Consider the following 19,353-nt stretch of genomic DNA (forward strand, 5'->3'; position numbering starts at 1 on the left):
CTGTCACTCCTGTGACTTATTCAAAACTGGCTCATCAAAAAACCAATATCTCTGCTCATCAAACGGGTAGCCGGGAATATCAACGTATACCCCCTGACCATGAGCAAAAGCCCGCCAGTCTATGCAAGCGCCCGCAAGCCAATCGCCCGCCAACTGTTTCAACGCAGGTAATGCAGTGGAAAATTCAACCTGTTTTTTGGAGGAGCGACTTTTTGAAGAAACCACTCCCATCGCAACCACCCCCTCTGTAGGTGCCCCGTTTTGCTCCGTGATAATCCACTCCAGCGTTGTGATGAGTTTTTCTAAATCATTAACGATGATCGCCGCGCGGAATGGCAGATCCGAGCGGCCAGTCTGAACACTGTAAGCCAGATTTCTTAACGTAAACGCGTTATCATTGCTGGCTGATTTTTCCTGATGTATATAGTCCAGCCACTGACTCAGATAAGCTTTTAAGGTTTTCTCGGATTTCGCAGAGATGGGGATTAAAAAGTGCTCTTCCCTTTGGGAGAATACCGATGCCGATGCCGCTGACGGATAAGGTGCTTCCAAAATGACATGCGCATTTACCCCCGTGATCCCAATCGAGTTCAACCCGACTCGCCTTGGCTGTGTTTTGTCTGAGTTGGTTTGTTGCCACAAGATCGGCTCACACGGAAAGAACAAGGGCGTATTTTCAATAAAAATCGAGGGGTGTAATTTAGAGAAAGAAGCAATAGGCGGGATTACTCCATGCTTCATGGCCAATATCACTTTAATCAGTGATGCCATACCAGAAGCGGCTTCCAGATGACCAATGTTGCCTTTCACTGCACTGACGACACAACGATGTGAAACAACCTGATTTGCTGAGAAAACCTTTTTAAAAGCCGCAACTTCGCTGACATCATTAAATTGAGTCGCAGAGCCATGAGCCTCAATATAATCAACCGAACAAGGATCGATTCCCGCTGATTGATAGGTATTTCTGATATTTTCTTCTTGTTTCTCAACACTCGGTGCCATTGACGAGAAGGCACTGCGGCCATTGTGAGAAATTCCTACACCCCTGATGATTGCCCGGACAGGATCATGCTCAAGGCGCGCCTGTTCCAAAGACTTAATCATGACGGCGCCTACGCCTTCGCCCCGGATATAACCATCTGCCGTGTAGTCAAAAGGGGCCATTTTGCCGGACTGGCTGAGAATTCCGCCCTGATCCCGAATATAAAACTCCATAAAATCAAGGATAACTTTAACTCCCGCGACAATGGCGACGTCACAATCCCCCTGTAAAATAGCCTGCCGGGCTTTTTGCAGAGCGACAAACACACTGGCACAGGCGTTATCGACCACTTCACTCGGCCCGGTAAAATTGAAGAAATAGGAGATCTGATTAACCATCATGCCCAGACTGAGGCCAGACTGTAATCTGCCACATTCTCCAATGTTGTTGATCAGAGAATTGCTCTTAATCAGGGATTTGTAATCGGTGGAATCAACGGCAACAAATAATCCGACTTTACGCTGTGTGAGGTATTCCAGCTCATAACCAGCATGTTCAACACATCGCCAGATACACTGCATGAGCAGGCGTTGCTGTGGGTCCATCTGTTTTGCCGTTTCGGCATCAATGCCCCAGAATTCAGCATCAAACTGATCGATATCCTGTAAAAAACCGGAAGACTGCATACGTTTTATCGCATCTTCCTTGTCGGAAGGTGTGATAATGTGACGTCGTTGCCACTCTTCCTGCGTGATCCCTTGAATAGAAATGGTTTTTTGCACAATGTTCTGCCAGTACGCTTCCGCATTTTTAGCCCCCGGAAACGCACAGTCATATCCCACAATGGCAAAAGATGGCATCGTGGCAGGGACAGGTATCGCCGGTGATGGTTTGTCAGGAAATGATGTGTCAGGAGATTGAGTGCCAGAAGTGGCTAAATGGATCTGCTCTGGCAAAAGCTGTATCAGATGTTCTGCCACACGGTTCAGTGTGTTGAATTCTAGCAAGCTCGCCTGTGACAATGTTACCCCAAAGCGGGAATTAATATACTCGGCCAGCTCAATTAGCCCGACAGAATCCATGCCATAGTCGCCAAACTGCCGGTGGATATCTATTGCATCACTACGCATACCCAATAGTTCAGATAATTTTCCGGCAACAATATCAGCAACCTCTTTAGCTGATGAAGCCGTTAAAACCCCATTGGCTGTCTCTGAGGAACCGGGTGCATCCACACACTGTTTGATTTGATCAATGACTTTGTTAGCAGTATCTAACGCTAAAAACGTTGCGCCGGTATAGTTCAAGTCAAAATGCTGATTAAGATAATTACCTAACTCACTCAGGCTCACAGAATCCATCCCATAATCACCAAACTGGCGATCCCTATCGATATCTGTACCTTTTATCGACAACAGTGCAGATAACCCCTCCAGCACCGTTTTATCAATATTTTGCTCGTGCGATAGATCTTCATTATTTAATTCTGGCAGCGGTTTGACAGGAGAAGGATCGTCAGAAAATCTCAGGTAATTCCCAATCTTTTGACCATCGCCCTTCATCACACCAAACTGTGAGAAAGGTGAACGAAGCGCCATTTCCAGTGTTTCCAGCGCGGTTTTTGTATCCAAGGGCACAATACCAAAGGTATCAAACATGTATTTTTCCACCCTCGGCGTTACGTTCATGCCGCCTTCCTGCCAAAGAGGCCAGTTAATTGACAGACTTTTTCCGTTCCTTTTTTTCTGCCGAACTAAATCCTCACGATACTCAGCAAAATTATCCAGAAAGGCGTTTGCCGCCGCGTAGTCTATCTGGCCGATATTCCCCAGAGAGGCAAGTGAAGAGAACATGATAAAAAATGCCAGAGGCTCGTGTTGGGTAACTTCATCCATCAGACAGGCCGCCAAAGCCTTCGTGGCGATCACACGGTCAATCTCCTCCTCGGTTTTATTGATAATCAGAGCATCATGGATGACACCGGCACAATGGATAACACCGTGCAGAGAGCCAAAGCGCTGCCGAATAAGCGTGATGGTTTTTTCCAGCGTTTCGCGGTCATTGACATCGCACGGCACATATTCGGCTTTTATTCCGCGTCTTCTTAGTGCATTCAGTTGAGCTTCTTTATCGGCATCAATGGCAGAACGCCCCGACAGCACAAGATGTGCCCCCGTTTTTGTTCCGATATATTGCGCAATCTGGTATCCCAATCCTCCCAGACCACCGGTAATCCAAACCACCCGGCATTCATGATTAAGCCATTCATGATTAAACAAAGAAGGAATATTCGTTAAAGCAGTCGGTTCTACCGCTTTTTGACGCCATACAAAGCGATGCCCCTCTTTCTGGTAGAGCACAGCGATATCTTGATTTGAAGAAAGGAGTTCTTTTTCAGCATGTCGGCAGAAAGTTTCACCGTCTGCATTGTCCAGTGCGGCATCCAGAATAAGTTTTGTCTGTACCGCAGGAAACTCCATGCTGATGGTTCTGAGTGCGCCCAACAAAGCGCGATAAGGCAATCCGCTCTCTTTCCACGGCGCAAAAACCGCGATTAAGGCGGGCAATGCCTGACCAGAACGAATTCGCTGCTGACAATAATCAACTAATCGCAGAACGAGACCGGACAACGAGGCAGGACATGGATTCTCTGTATGAAGATCATTCTCGGTATAGAGGTAATGTATGTGCGCCGCACCAGATATCGAAGCCAATTCAGTCAGTGAAGTTTCATCCACATCCCCGATAACAAATAAGTCAGTGCTCTCAGGTTTGATTGCGCACGCCATTCTCTGACGGATATCACATCGTTCCCAACCCGATGTATAGAACAGCGTCGAAGTAGTATCTTCCGTTGACTCAGGAAAAATTGATTCAGCAAAAGTCTCTGCCTGAACTTCCGACTCAAGTATCCAGTATTTTTCCCGGGCAAAAGGATAAGTCGGTAAACTTAAGCGGCTTGGCCGTATAGGAAAGGATTGGTAATACGCTGACCAATCAATGTTATGCCCCTGAGTCCAAGCGCTGGCTATCTGTGCTAGCTGCTCATACTCCTCTTCATGCCTGTCTTTCCCGGCATAAACAGGAATAATTAACTGTTTTATGTAGTTAGATTTTTCTACTCGTCCCATCCAGCAATGCGTTGATGGTAAACAAGAGAGGGAAAATGTCTTTAAGCTATCAATCAGAGCGGAAAGAGAATCCACAACAAAGGTGATCCTCTCCTCCATCTCTTCCCGTCCTGTCTGCAAGGTATAAGCAATACGATGCAGGTACTCCGCTTTGGACGTCTCTGAGCACCATTTTGCCTGCTCTCTGAGATACTGTGATAGAGTTTGCGCCAATTCACGATGCTGTTCATGCGTTTTTGCAGATAGCGGTATAACAACCCATTTTGGCCAATAGGTCTTATTGACGGGATTTAAACCGTTGTTCTGAATGTATTCTTGTACAACCAAGTGAGCATTTGTTCCTCCGGCACCGAATGATGAAATACCTGCCGTTCTGGGATGCTCCGCTTGATTAACTTGCTGTCCCCGTTTGCTGTGAGCTATCTCACCCAACAGCGGCCTTTTCCAGTCTGCAAGTTCACGCTGTACATAAAACGGTAAGACGTCAAAATCGATATTGGGGTTTAATGTACTACTGTGCAAAGAAGGCACTAACTGTCGGTGCTTAATTTGCATGAGTACTTTGGCAACCCCCGCAATACCCGCCGCACTTTCGCAATGACCAATATTGGATTTTACCGATCCTATTGCGCAGAATGCGTTCTCTTGTGTGTCGTTCTCTTGTATATCGTTCTCTTGCAAAAATTGCTGGAATGCCCGGTTGAGACCTGCTATTTCAATAGGATCACCAAGCGAAGTTCCTGTTCCATGCGCTTCAATATAGCTAATGACACGCGGATGAACCCCGGAAGACTGGATTGCCTGAGAAATAACTTCAGCTTGCGCGATAGGATTAGGTACGGTGTAGCCGTTGGTTTTGCCTCCGTGATTGACAGCGATCCCCTTGATAACGCCATAAATATAGTCACCATTCTCAATCGCTTTCGCCAAAGGTTTCAGTAAAACGGCACCGACCCCTTCTGCCGGAACATACCCGGTTCCTCCCTCGCCAAAGCTCTGGCATCGCCCCTCATCAGACAAAAACTTAGACTGCCCCAGGATTAAATATTTATTAGGATGAATAGAAACATTGACTCCACCCGCCAGAGCCATCTCAATATCACCCTGTCTGAGTGCCTGGCAGGCAAGGTAAATTGAAGTTAGTGAAGAAGAACACATGGTATCAACCGCAAGGCTGGGGCCATTTATATTAAAAAAATGCGATACCCGGTTTGCTATTGAGCCAAAACTTCCGGTCACGATGGACTGCTCAAGCACATTCCCTTTTGTCAATTCCTCTATGCTATAAAACTCATATTCTCCATACATGACACCAACATATACGCCCATCTTTTTCGGTAGCCGTGTCCAGTCACGGGAGCCTAATGTTCTGTGGCTATATCCCGCATCCTCAACTGTTTCGTAGGCGCATTGTAAAAATAACCGCTCCTGCGGACTCATCACGCGCGCATCGCGCGGTGACAGGTTAAAAAACAGCGGATCAAATTCATCAACACCATCAATAAAACCGCCCCATTTGCCATAGGTTTTGCCTCGTTTGGTTTTATCCATGTCGAAATGGCGTGAATGATCCCAACGCTCAAAAGGGATCTCAGTAATGCAATCCTGACCTTCTTTCAGGAGCTGCCAAAACTCATGCATATTTCTTGCCTTGGGGAAACGTCCGGCTAAACCAACAATAGCGATGTCACCTGACTCTGTTGTGCTATTGGCTACTTTGTTTGCCTGAGAGACAGCGTTTGTTTGAGAAACAGAAAGCGGTTCTGTTCTGCCGGCAACCTGTTGCATCGGCAGGCGAGAGTCAGATGTTATTGATTTCGGTTGGATGTTTTGTTGGTTATTTTGAATCCGCGCCAGCAAAACAGGGTGATGATGTTTAACAAAATAAACCGCCAGTTCCCGAATGGTGAGATATTCAAAAAACAGGGTTTTAGGGAGTACACCGAAGTCCTGTTCCAGTGCCTCTGTCATCTTGATGGACAAAATGGAATCTATTCCATACTTCTCCATGCTGGCTTCTTCATCAATTTCTGCCAAGGGGAGACTTACTGCCTTGCACACAACCCGCTTGATCAAATCCACCGCTGTAGATTCGAGATCGGATGATGCTTGTATGTCCCCTTGCGTTGACTGACCAGACTGGGCGACGAGTAAATTAACGTTATTTTCTGCATTTGATGGGAATATGGCTTCATAATAAGGGCGAATCCCCAACATTCCTGCTCTGAAACGTTCTATCGCCCCCCCTTCCATCAACATCAATTCACCACTGAACTTCTCATGCAGTGCCTGATACAAAGCCTGAAGCGCCATGCGACGGATAAATTCATCCTCACTCACACCGTTATATTGGGGCAGGATCAATGAAAGTGTTTGCCTTTGAGTCTGTGCTGATTCAGGACACTGTTGGCTGTGACGTGCAAAGTTGTTCACAGCGGCACAATAGGCAGAGAACATTGGATGTTCAGAACAGCCTAATACACCATCCCTGCAAGTCAGTATCGTAAAGAAATCAAACAATAAGCCATGAGTAGCCTTTTCCAGCAGCGACAGTCCCTGATAACGTTCAAGTACTGAGATTATGGTTGCTTTCTCTGCGTACTGCGAAGCCGTAGCGAAGCGTTTACCTACACAGAAAAATACGCCGCGCAGTACACCAAAATTTTGCTCAATTCTGCCAATAAGTGCCGCTAATGTAGCGGCATCAAGACAGATCACCCCGTCATCAATTACTGTCGTCTTTGACGTTATCGTAATTTGGTATTGATTTTCTTCAGATTCTCTAGAAACTATTTCACTCAAAGCAATAGCGATGGCTGAATCGGTATGTTCTGTAATGTCCTTGGCAATAAAGCGCCCTATACTGCCGTCTTCATCAACAATCAGATAAACGGCCTTTTCTTTCCAGGGAGGTGTTAACGCATTGACATTCCTTTCAGAAGAACAGTTTTCAGGAGACCAGACAGACCAATGAGGGACCCAACGCTCCCCGGATTGCCACAGTACTGCATCATATTTTATCTGTGAGGTTTCCCCTGACAGTTTCTCAGCCAGTCCCTCTGTCTCATCACAATAAATCGTCTGACTAAGCAGATTCGCATTATCCTGATAGGCTGTTTTTAATAGCGCTATCACCATGGCATATTCAGGCAGTACTTCTGCTTCTGGCAATACAAGCTGAATAAGAACAGGTTCTGTGGGAGGAGAGCTAATAAGCCCATTAATTTTTTGGCAAAGCGTTATGACATTATGTTGCCTCTTTGACAAATCTTCATCATTACGAAGCTTTGGCAAGACAATATACTCACATGCGTCAGTATCAGACGTGAACCGTTCAGATTGAAGATTATCCAGTTCACATAAGAATACGATACGTTTTGCGAAAGTTCGTAACGCAGCATCAGAAGACAACGCCTGGTTTTTCCACAGAGGTTGTAATAAACAAGGTTCAACCTCTGCGGGTAGTGCAGATTGCGCACCGAACCCCCGACAACTGAAACCTTTAAACCGGATGCACACCTTTCCGTTAATATCACAACAATCTACATCAACTTTTGGGAAAGGATCTGAGGCACTGCTGTCAGCACTATAACTAATCCAGGCCCAGTGTAATTGGGATTTTTCGTCATGAAACTCAATTTCATCAAGCGCAAAAGGGATTAAACATTTAGGTGGAATAGGTCTATTGAGATCACCAAAACGCATTAATAGCCCGACGGATGAAAGAAGAGCGCCATCCATTAAGCAAGGATGCAAAACAAACTGTTCTCTGGTCGGCTCCAGAGATTCAGGCAATGACAGTTTTGCCAATACATGATCCATCCCCACATATAACTCTTCAATGCCCTGATAGTCTGGTGCCATATATAAGCCCAGGGCATAGTACATTTCATAGTATTGCTTAGGAGAGTATGCGTTTTGCAGATATCTAGATTTCAGATTGTCAATATCATAAACCGGTGGCGGTGTGAGTACTCTTCGTACAGCAACGCCGGAGTTATGAATAGTCTCCTCTTCTACGCGGCTGTACAGTTGGTATTCTGCTTCATCATTTCCATGATTGATAAAACGAATATGTACCCGCTGAGGCTTATCAATAACGCCGATAATCTGGGCCCAGACGACATTTTTCAGTGTCAGCCCTGTTTTTTCGCTCTCTTCTAACAGGGAATTCGGTTTTGAGCCGAATGAGTGATGTGCAGCAACACGGGCCAGTTCTAAATGTCCGACCCCCGGCAACACGCGAATCCCATGGATCACATGCCCTTTCAGGCAGAATTCCTCACCAGAAAATGTGGTGCTAAAACGTTGTTCCGCAAAATCAGAGGTATTTTGATGGACAAACGGATGGATAAATTGACTGGAATCTTCCTGAGACGGTATTTCCTTAGACAATAACTTGCTGGCTTCACCTTTAGGGAGCCAATAACGCTCCTTAGCAAACGGATAGGTAGGTAAAGGAATACATCGATATTCAGCACTGCCCCAATATTGCATCCAGTCAATATCAACTCCTGCAACCCAACATTTTGCGACGGTTTCTAATGAAGCTATCGGAAAACCATTGTTCGCCACCGCTTCAAGTTCAATGTGTTGAGCCGTTAAAGCCTCTCCGCGTGCGTTTTGCGCTTGTGTTCCCAGATATTGTGTTCCCAGATATATTGCTGCGTGTTGTTTTTCCGGGTATTCAACAAACGCTTCTAATACACGCCGTAGTTGTTCAATTGATGAAACTATCGTTGCCCAACGATGCGTAAATGCTTCTCTCCCGGTACTGAGCGTCCAGGCCAGTTCGTATAGATTGAAATTCTTTGTAAAATCCAGTTCATTGATCGTTTTACGCAGGTTTACTGCCTGTTGGTAAAGCTGTTCATTGCTTTTTGCAGACAAACAAACCAATACAGGCGTTTCTGTTGCTGTTTCCGCAAAAGGGCTTATTCTGGCGGCAGATTTGTTATCAGGTTCACGCAAAACTATGGCCGCGTTCACATTACTGAACCCATAACTGCTGAAAAATATATGTCGGCGTGTACCCTCCTGAGATGGTGGCCAGTCTACCGTCTCTGTCAGGAACTGAATTCCCTTGCTATCTGATGGAATGTCGGCATTCAATTCTGCTTTATCCAGTCCGCGAATCAGGGGGATCTGGTTATATTTGAATGCCAAAAGCCCCTTGAGGATGGCGTAAAACCCTGAGCTGGCGTGGTTATGACCAATATTGGGTTTGACCGTACTCACATAACAGGGTGAAGCATCCTGTGAGCGGGCAAAAACATCCACCAAAGCATTAGCCTCAATCGCATCTCCCATTTGAGAAGCAACACCGTGTGCTTCCACATATTGAATTTGCTCAGATAAAAGGTTTGCCCGTTTTAATACGGTCTGAAACAGACTGATTTGTTGCTCTTTATTGGGTTGAGCAAATGAATTGGTTTTACCGCCCGAATTATGACCGGTAGCCTGTACCACACCATAAACATGGTGGCACTGGTTTAAGATGTCGCTGTTTCTTTGCAAAAGTAAAGCAGCACACCCTTCTGACGTTCTGTACCCTGAAGCCTTTTCAGAAAAACTGTGGATATTCTCTCCGCCCGTTTCAAATGGCGTCGCAGTGGTTTCTCCCGCTTTCCAGGGATTCAAAAACAGCGAAACACCTCCCACAATAGCGTAGTCACAATCACCCGCTTCAAGTGCCTGACATGCCATATCCAAAGCAACAAAAGCACTTGAACATGTTGTATCAACAACGATGGAGGGCCCATTGAAGTTGAAAAAGAAAGAAATACGATTTGCCAGAAAACAAGGATCGTTCCCCGGAACAATAAACTCCTGGCTTCCCTTATGTTCATCAGGGATCCTGTCTACATAAGAGTTTAAATACCAGCCATCCTGGGCAACAAATACGCCCACCTTCTTGCCAGATAGCGTTGATGCCGCTAACCCTGCATCTTCAAGGAGCTGCCAGCTAGTTTGTAGAAACAATCTCTGCCTTGGGTCGGCAAACATAATTGCAGAGCCCGAGAGAGGAAAGATATGTCTATCGAAGTTATCAATATCCTCAAGAAACATACCGCGTATCTTTTCCCTAAGCCCCCATTTAACCGGTGTTTGGCGGTTATTAAGTTGATAGCGCTCTTCTCCTATCACACCAATCAGAGATCCGCCGTCAACTAATGTCTGCCAATAATGAGATAATGACAAACCTCCACCGAAATGTGCAGCTACGCCGATGATAGAATATTCCATCAATAGCTCTCCTCTTTTTATTTTGGCAAACAATAAACAATCATTTATTTTAAATGAGTGAAACCAACCCTTCACATAGAGTAAATAGTTCCCCTATGTAAACAGGTTATTTTAAAATAACGATCACAGTGATAATTTATTAATTCGTTATCATGAATAGAATTAATTTTTGTTTATTTTAAAAAATAAAATCATTATTCCATCAGCGTAATACGCTCACCTAATATTTTTTTAGCTAATGGGCCTACCACCGGCTTTGGCCCATATTCAAAACCAATAATATGTTTATCTGCATGTAATTTCTCTATACATTGTTGCCAACGGACAGGGTACGATAATTGTTTAACTAATAAATCTATTAATTGCTCCCGATTATTTAATGGATAAAAGTCAGCAGTCACATTAGATAATACAGAGGCTTTCAGTGGAAAAATATCAATACGCTCAAGAAAGCCTTTAAATTCTTCTGCAATATTCGCCATTCTTTTTGAGTGGAATGCGCCATTAACCTGCAAAGGGTGATAAATACCTTTCGCATTTAACACCTTTTCTTTAAATTGAGACAATTCAGATTTATCACCTGAAATAATAAATTGTGTGGGTGAATTAAAATTGGCTATCGTTAAATCACGCAATTTAGAATCCGCCAATAAAGATTCTACCTGTTCCAATTTAAGACCAATGACAGCAGCCATAGCACCCTCAGAGCAAAGCGCCATACATCGGCCTCGTTCCTGAACAATAGCTAAAGCAGTCTCGAAACTGAAAGCACCTGCTGCAAACAAAGCACAATATTCACCTAAACTATGGCCCACAAAGATTTCAATGTTTGTACCGTGTTTTTCTAAGCTTTCTAAATAATAAAGAATGTTAATGACAAACAGAGCGGGCTGCGTGAATTCAGTTCTGTTAAGAACGCGGGTTTCACCTTCACACACCTGAACAAGTGAATACCCCAATACCTGTTGTGTGAGCCTCATATGATATTCATATTTATCAAACAGGTTGCGTCCCATACCTTGAAACTGGGCCCCCTGTCCAGGAAACATTGCGACAGTACATGTTTTCATTGTTCACATCCATCCTGTTTTCTAAATGAAGTGTTTATTTTTTTTCCTCAACTTATAAGTGAGTGACATTTCAATACATATACTCAACTCATTTGTTGGTAAATCGTCTTCTGGATCTAAGACTATTGCCCGATTTTTTGAATAAATCAGTTCGGGAAAAAGTGTTCTGAACGTATCGACCAAGGTGGTTTGGCAGTGAAAAAAGATAGCCACATGCGAATGACCGAAACGATCTAACCGGATTGTGGTTCCCGATCCCGTTTCAAGAGTAAGGTAGCTGGGTTGCCCCCATTTCAAAGTCTCAGTAATTAAACCAACTCCTGCCGTTTTTGATGCGACGTCAAATATTAATTCTCTTATCGTCAATAATATTTTTTGATATCGTTCAGGATAATTATTAAATACCGAGTAAACTTCGTTATTTTGAAATTCTTTCATAAGATTGCTACCTTATCGTTAATTTGTGCGTTGTGGCTATCTCACACAACACGGTCTTTGGATTTAAAAACAAACCTTATAATATTACGGTTTCTGGATTTTATCCAAAAGACATGCCACTTTTAGCAATCAATTCCCCACCCATCCCATCTCTTTATAAGAGACATATTTCTTACGTAATTCACTGTCAGGTACAACAACATCGTTTTCAGACATTTTCTTCCCTTCCAGAGTAAGTCTTTCTACTCTTTGGGATTGAACAAATTCATAGAGCGGATTCTGATGCTGATAAGGCATTTCAATCTTCCAACGGGAAGCAATAGCAATGGATACTGGCGGTTGATTATTAATTGCATGCCACCACCAGGGAGGATTAATTAACATATCGCCCGGCTCCAAAGTAATTCGCAGTTTAGGGATACGGTTATAAAGTGGCTGATGTTCTTCTAAATATCTTACCGGCGCATTGTGTTTAACAAATGAACCAACAAAAATCCCTTTATTAAACATGGAGCTATACATAGCTGCGGAATATTTAGGATGAACAAATATCCACTCTTTACGGCCATAAATATTCAAGAAACAGTTAAGTTCATTAGCACAATGATAAACCGCACCTGTGCCAGGGCCACCGATGAAAAGTTGGGCAATCTTATGATATGAGGCAAAATCACCTAAAAAATTATCAATGCGGTCAATACCAATTTGTTGATGCAAAATAGGATATTCATTAAAAATATCACTTAAGTTCTCAAGATATGCCCGGCTGACATCACCATTTAATACTGCATTGATATAATTACGTAGTGATGTTCCATCTTCTTCAAACAGTTTTTCTGTTGTCGAATACCACAGTTGAAAATCGCCAAAGTTATCCCTGAAATACTCTGGCGTCCATAGCTTCCCACAGGGGAAAGATGAAGCAAATCCTTTAATGACAATAGGACGAATATCTTCAGCATAGATCTGAGCCAATTTCTGCCAGGTAAGTTCCCCAACCTCATAAGTTTCTATTTCTGAATACCCGAATTCTAAAGCCGGTAATGCAAACGCCATACTTTGTTCAGCTTGTTTTAACTCGTTCTGAAACAGATCCGGTTTTGAAAAAAAGTTCCTTAGAAAAAAGATACGCTCATATTCCAAACGTTCTTTTTCAGGTAGATCCACGTAATCATAATTTGAATATGATGTTGTCATGATATTTTCCCCTCAAGTATGGAGTGAATAAAATTAGCCGCCTTATTAACGCTCTGATACGGTAAGATATCCTGTACAGAGAGATTAATAAGAAATCGTTTATTTATGTTCACCACTATTTTTGTCAAAGTGACAGATTCCAAACCATAACTTGAAAATAAAGTATCTTGATCTAATTCATCCGGGGTCATATACATAGCAATCATAATTTCCCGGCTAAGAAAATCTTTAATTTCTTCGAGCTTCTCCATATCAAAGTCTCCCTTCCGGAAGTTGAGATATGATCTCTTTATACAGCGGGAGTATTTCATCGGCTGCTTTTTCTATTCCCGCGACTGTCAGAAAGTGATTTGTTGATTCATATAGCGACATTAATTTTGACACTATATCGACATTCTGCTCATCCAAGATGCTACCCTGCATTTTATTTTCAGAACACGACAAGCCTAGCATCACAGCTCTTGCCATCATCTCTTTTAGTGCATTGATTACTGAATCTTCAACCTTACCTTCCATAACTTATGTTCTCCATAGTTATTCTCGCATCGTTATTTCTCACTATTAATATGCAATTCTGAAGTCTTTTATTTCTCATTTAGCCCCACATTTTTTCTCTTTGGTACAATATCAATATAAAGCCGTGACGAGCGATCAAATGGGTATTTCGGCCAAAAACTCCGTTTATTCGCGGTAAGTTTCACCCTTTCATTATCTCCTTTTTTCTCTAACCACATACGCAATGCCTCTGGCAATGCTGCCAGCATTACATCATTATCCTGACAGTTCACAGATGTATGTAATCCATCTACGATGTGTCCTGCCAAAAATGCCGCCAATTTATCAAGCAGTTCCTCATAACTGCCGACTTTTACCACTAATCGAACATCTAAATGTTTACGATAAAACCGTAATGTCGATATTAATCGGGATAACGGTGTGATATGGCGATACTGGTGGATTTGTTCTATCACTGAAATTACATACCGTTTTAATGACTCAATATTATTTGCGGACAAGCAGAACCAATGTTCTTTATCTTCAATAAATAGATTTTCAGATTGATCAATAAAAGGTTCTAAAAGTACAAATGCAGAAACCCCACCTAATCCATATGAGAGTAAACCAACTAATCCTCTGGATTCATTAAATGGCTGGCTGGTATTTTTGATATGTAACCACTTGCTATCAATATTTTCATTAAGCGCATGTAATTCAGAAATTCCCGGTATCTGTTGATGTTTAATCGCCAGTATTGTTCGCACAAATCCTGCAATACCGGAACATACCTCAAAATGACCTACATTCGATTTCATTGAACTGACCACACAGGATGCGTGCTCTGACTGTGATAAAAACGCTGCAATGGCATCTGCTTCACTGAGATCCCCAACATTAGATGCAATACCATGAGCTTCAACATATTGTAGTTTTTCAACATCCGCCTGTGCTTTTCGAAACGCTCTTTCCATAACGTTTACATGAGTAGAAGCATTTGGTGCAGTAAAGGAATCCCCCTGCCCTCCGTGCCAAGTTGCCGCACTTTTTACTTTGACTAATACCTCATCGCCATCTGCAACCGCTAATTTCAGATCCTTTAACAGAATACAACCAACACCTTCGCTGCGAACAAATCCGTGTGCATCTTTATCAAAGGGTTTCACCATACCATCCGTACTCAGCAGGTTTCTTTTTTGCAATGCGTTAAAACGAGAAGGCAATAAATTGATTTGTGCAGCGGCAATAACAGCTTGTTCCACAACACCTGAGTTGATTAATGCTTCAGCTTTTTCAACCGCGGAATAAACACTCGCGCAAGCAACATTAATCGTTTCGCTTGGCCCCTTAAAATCAAACAAATGGGATAGCCGATTGGCGGATAAATAAGGTGTTGATGAACCAATTGAGAACTCATCTATTGATGAATCAAATTCAGCAATTAATGCGTAATCATTAGCATCAATACAAACAAAAACCGCAGTACTTCGTTGATTAAATTGCTCAGGTGAATAGCCCGCATCAGTTATTGCAGACCAGACACTTTCTATCAGTGTTCTATGCTGTGGATCCATCAGCATGGCTTCCCGGCGAGACAGACCAAAAAACTTATGGTCGAAAGCCAGACAGTCCTTTATGAAATATCCCTGTATTTTTTCTCTTTCGATGTCTTTAGTTAATTCATCCGGCAATATCTGCCAGCGAGACTCTGGGTAAATTTCAGGAGCCAGTACTTTCTTGCTAAACAATGGCCAGGCATCGCGCCAGTGTTCAGAACCACACATACGTAAATCAATTCCAATAACACCAACATCCTCTTCATTAATGTCGATTTGTGGAGATGTATGAAGTTCAGGCTTACTCTGTAGATGAAGGTCTTCATTACATGGTTTGTCAGAATATTGACTCAGGTACTCTACCAAAGCATGTATGCTAGGTTTTTTTGCCAAAACCACACTGTTTATCATTAATCCCATTACCTGACTGAGCTCCCGCGAGATCCCCTGCATCGCGATAGAATCTATTCCCATATCAGAGAAACGCGTTTTTAAACCAATATTCTCTGGCTGTAATCCCGTCATATCCGTAATAACCGACAAAATGGTGGAAATCAGCCCCTGCCTGTCTTTCAATATCGATTGACGTGCAAGCCGGTGATTAAGCGCCTCATTGATTTTCTCACCCACACCAGCCACAACACAGAGTTCTGCCGGTTGATGAATAAGTGCATGATTAAAAATCCTGATGCCATCATCGGTTAACAGAGGGTCAGTACCCGTTGTTTCCTGTAACATGGATACCGCTGATTTATTAATTCTCATGCCGCCATCCAACCAGTAAGGCCAGTAGATCACCGTTGATCGTCCGGCTCGCAACCCTTCTGATTGTTTCTTATTACGATTATGAGCAAACTCGACGAGGTAATGATTAGCTGCTGCATAATCCGTTTGCCCGGGGTTTCCGAACAGAGCAGTTATTGAGGAGAACACAATAAATTGTTTAACAGGAAGCGAACTGGTGAGTTCATCTAACAATTCACATCCAATAATCTTACTTTCAACAATGTTTCTGACATGCTGTTCCGTCTTTAAAAACATACTTCGATCATCAATACTTCCTGCACTGTGTATGATGAGATCAATGTTTTTATATTGAGTGACAATATGTTCAACGACAGCGGTGAGTGCCTGACGATCGCAACAATCTGCCTGAATATATTCAATAGTTCCTTTTTCTGATGCTCTATAATTCACGGGCAATTCATCACACTTTCGACGACCAGTAATCACAACATTTGCATCAAACGTATTTGCTAAATATTTGGCAAATATTTGCCCAAGACCGCCAGCTCCTCCACTGATTAATACTGTCGGTTTAAAGCCCAATAGAGATTTAAAACCAAACAGCGCTTCACGTTGTTGTGCTGATTCAGCTGGAAATACACTGACGTGATAGTGTAAGGCTTCTAACAGGAGAGCATTTGATCCTTTTCCATCATTCAAACGCCGACAGAAAGAGCCAGATACCGGTATTTGAAATAGCTTAAGACATTGCTCTATATGTTGTGAAACAGTGACATTATGGAATTGATACCAACCACAAGGGAGACCGAATTCTTTTTCAAGCGATAGTGCATGTGCATAGAGTGTATTTGCCCAGATGTTTTTTCGGTCAGACAATAATATCCACGAACCGGGCCTTGTTAATTCGATGGCTCTGATGAGTTGCCCCAGAAAATGTAAATACCAGCTAATCCAGTCGCTACCTGAGGCATCATTTGGCAAGCAGGGAAGTTCAAAATATCGCTCAGATGAAACATGCTTTCTCAATGCTGAAGATTGATCTTCATCCAACATAGAAAAAATAATTGGCGGCCTGTTTTTCTCATGACTTAGCTCATCATAAAATGATGTAATTGAAGAAAATAGCGGTTCAACTTGGTATAAAGTAGTGTCATTATTCTGCTTTTCATTTTCGATTATTTCCTTTTTTTTCGTTTCAAGCTCATCAGGAAAATAAGTATTATGCTGAAAAGGATAAGGCGGAACATAAGTAATACGGTCATTAGCTGCTGAAAATAAATCTTTTAAGCTATCCCGTTCTCCATTCAACCAGGCAGCCACTTTTTCATATTCTGGATATCCGCTGGCAGGGAATGTTTCAGCAGCTAATCCATTGGCAAAAGAGATAATTTTTCCCAATAGCTCTTGCCGAGTGTGATATATAAAAGCGACACGGTATGGAAGGTTTGTTCTTTTGGCCAAGGTGTAGGCACAATCACTCACTGAGGCTGTAGGCGTGTTCTGAAGAAACGTCGAAATCAACAGGGCATATGCTCTTAATGCCTTATCTGAGAATGCTGAAAATGCAAACAAATGGTGGGTAGATTCTGGCCTAAAGATCTTCTTATCTTGATACTCAGAAATAATCGCATGAGCATTGACACCACCAAACCCAAAACTACTAACACCGAAGCGTCGTATTCCTCCGTTTGATGGCTGCCAGTCACACTCTTTAGTGAGGATACGGAAAGGACTTTCCTCCAAAGCTATTTTGGGGTTTAATTCATTAAAATGAAGCATAGGTAACAGGCGTTTCTTTTGAATAGAAAGTAGCCCTTTAATCAAACCAACCATACCCGAAGCTGATTCAAGGTGTCCAACATTCGCCTTGGAGCCTGATAACACACAATAAGCCGTTCCTAATGTTTCTCCACATTCTTTGGCATGGGCACGGAATGCACGTTTCAATCCATTAACCTCAATCGGATCCCCTTTTGGCGTTCCCGTACCATGAGATTCAATATAGGAAATTGAATTTGCTGAAATATTGGCTTTCTGAAGCGCTTTTCTTATTACATTCGCCTGAGCATAAGCACTGGGGGAAGTGATCGTGGCAACACTACCACCATGATTTACGGCCACAGCATCAATGATGCCATAGATCCGATCATTATCTGCTAACGCCTTTTCAAGCGGTTTTATCAGGAGCATTCCTGCCCCTTCTCCGCGAACATAACCATCCGCTTGTTTATCAAACGTTTTACAACTCCCGGTTCGAGACAACATCCCGGCTTGGGAAAAAGCAACAAAATACGTGTGACTGAACAGGTAACTCACTCCTCCTACAAAAGCAGCTTCACAATCACCAGACTGAATAGATTGCACTGCGTAAGAAAGTGCTACCAAAGAGCTCGAACATGCGGTATCAACAGGGACACTGGGGCCTTTTAGATCCAAATAGAAGGAAATTCTATTGGGAATTAGCGTAGTATAAGTTCCGGTTGAAAGATGCCCTTGAATATTAGTTACTGATTTTTCCAAACGTTCCTTATAATCAAAATTACATACACCAAGAAAAACACCAATATCAGCAGATTTCACATCAGAAACGCCATATCCCGCGTCCTCTAAACATTCAACCGCTAATTCCAAAGAGATGCGCTGCTGCGGATCCATCAATTCGGCTTCACGAGGCGTGATATTAAAATAAGGGGCGTCAAAACGGTCAAAATTTTCTACTAAACCAGCCCAACGACTTAAAGATTTATTTTTTTCAAAATGTGGCGAATAATATTCACTAACCGGCCATCTGGATTCAGGAATTTCAACAACAGCAGATTTTTTTTCTTGATATAATTTCCAAAATGACTCTTGGTTGTAACATCCAGGTAAACGGCAAGATATCCCCACAATCGCAATTTTTTTTCTGTCATGCATGCACGTATCCCTCTTCTGTTCCTTCTCTTTAACCATATGAAAACCCCAGTTACCTATAGAAAACTATAAGCTCTATTTCAAAGAAAAAAGCTCAAAAGTGAGCATATTAAGAAATTATTTATTCATTTCTAAAATGGACTATGAAAATGATTATTTTTGACTTGTGAATTAATAAAATAATATTCTTTCAGTTTTTAAAGATACTTTAAGCAGATCTATTTTAGTCATAAACACCTTTTGGAGATTTTTGGTTGCCTAAACATTTCTAAAATTCAGTGCTGAGATAAATTACCAATTCCTATCTTTTTGATGCTTTTGTCAAAACTCTGGCACAACACAGTCATTTAACTAATAATGTATTCTTAGAAATTGGTATTTTTTCCCGCCATTATTGCCTGTCCTTCTCTTCTTATTGATAGAATAAGTTCAATAACACATTATATTAATAAACTTTTTTACATTAAGTTTCACTTTTAACCTGTTTAATGGTAAATACAACCTATTTATCAATAAATGTCCAATCTTTTATCTATTTGAATGTGGAAGATATCGGCATAAATGTTACTTTACGT

The 19,353-nt window shown here is 42.4% G+C and carries 7 protein-coding genes; all 7 read right to left on the reverse strand.

What is annotated here, in order from left to right; genetic code table 11:
* Positions 1 to 3 precede the first annotated feature (3 nt).
* A complete protein-coding gene (locus Xbud_RS08510; RefSeq protein ID WP_099135667.1) occupies positions 4 to 10,362 on the reverse strand; it encodes an SDR family NAD(P)-dependent oxidoreductase in 10,359 nt (3,452 codons plus the stop codon).
* A gap of 194 nt (positions 10,363 to 10,556) precedes the next feature.
* On the reverse strand, positions 10,557 to 11,432 hold the full coding sequence (locus tag Xbud_RS08515; RefSeq protein ID WP_099135668.1) for an ACP S-malonyltransferase: 876 nt from the start codon (positions 11,430 to 11,432) through the stop codon (positions 10,557 to 10,559).
* A 21-nt stretch (positions 11,433 to 11,453) separates the two neighbouring features.
* A complete protein-coding gene (locus tag Xbud_RS08520) occupies positions 11,454 to 11,870 on the reverse strand; it encodes a DUF1801 domain-containing protein (RefSeq protein WP_099135669.1) in 417 nt (138 codons plus the stop codon).
* A gap of 129 nt (positions 11,871 to 11,999) precedes the next feature.
* The gene (locus Xbud_RS08525; RefSeq protein WP_099135670.1) at positions 12,000 to 13,067 is read right to left on the reverse strand and encodes a cupin-like domain-containing protein; all 1,068 of its coding nucleotides are present in this window, start codon (positions 13,065 to 13,067) and stop codon (positions 12,000 to 12,002) included.
* On the reverse strand, positions 13,064 to 13,318 hold the full coding sequence (locus Xbud_RS08530) for an acyl carrier protein (protein WP_169923042.1): 255 nt from the start codon (positions 13,316 to 13,318) through the stop codon (positions 13,064 to 13,066). The genes Xbud_RS08525 and Xbud_RS08530 overlap by 4 nt, the downstream gene beginning before the upstream one ends.
* A gap of 1 nt (position 13,319) precedes the next feature.
* Complete coding sequence (locus tag Xbud_RS19785; RefSeq protein ID WP_169923043.1) at positions 13,320 to 13,583, reverse strand: hypothetical protein; 264 nt, start codon at positions 13,581 to 13,583, stop codon at positions 13,320 to 13,322.
* A 68-nt stretch (positions 13,584 to 13,651) separates the two neighbouring features.
* Positions 13,652 to 18,781, reverse strand: a complete 5,130-nt coding sequence (locus Xbud_RS08535) for a type I polyketide synthase (protein ID WP_169923044.1) — start codon at positions 18,779 to 18,781, stop codon at positions 13,652 to 13,654.
* Positions 18,782 to 19,353: the final 572 nt, after the last annotated feature.

The sequence above is a fragment of the Xenorhabdus budapestensis genome, assembly GCF_002632465.1.
GTDB lineage: Bacteria > Pseudomonadota > Gammaproteobacteria > Enterobacterales > Enterobacteriaceae > Xenorhabdus > Xenorhabdus budapestensis.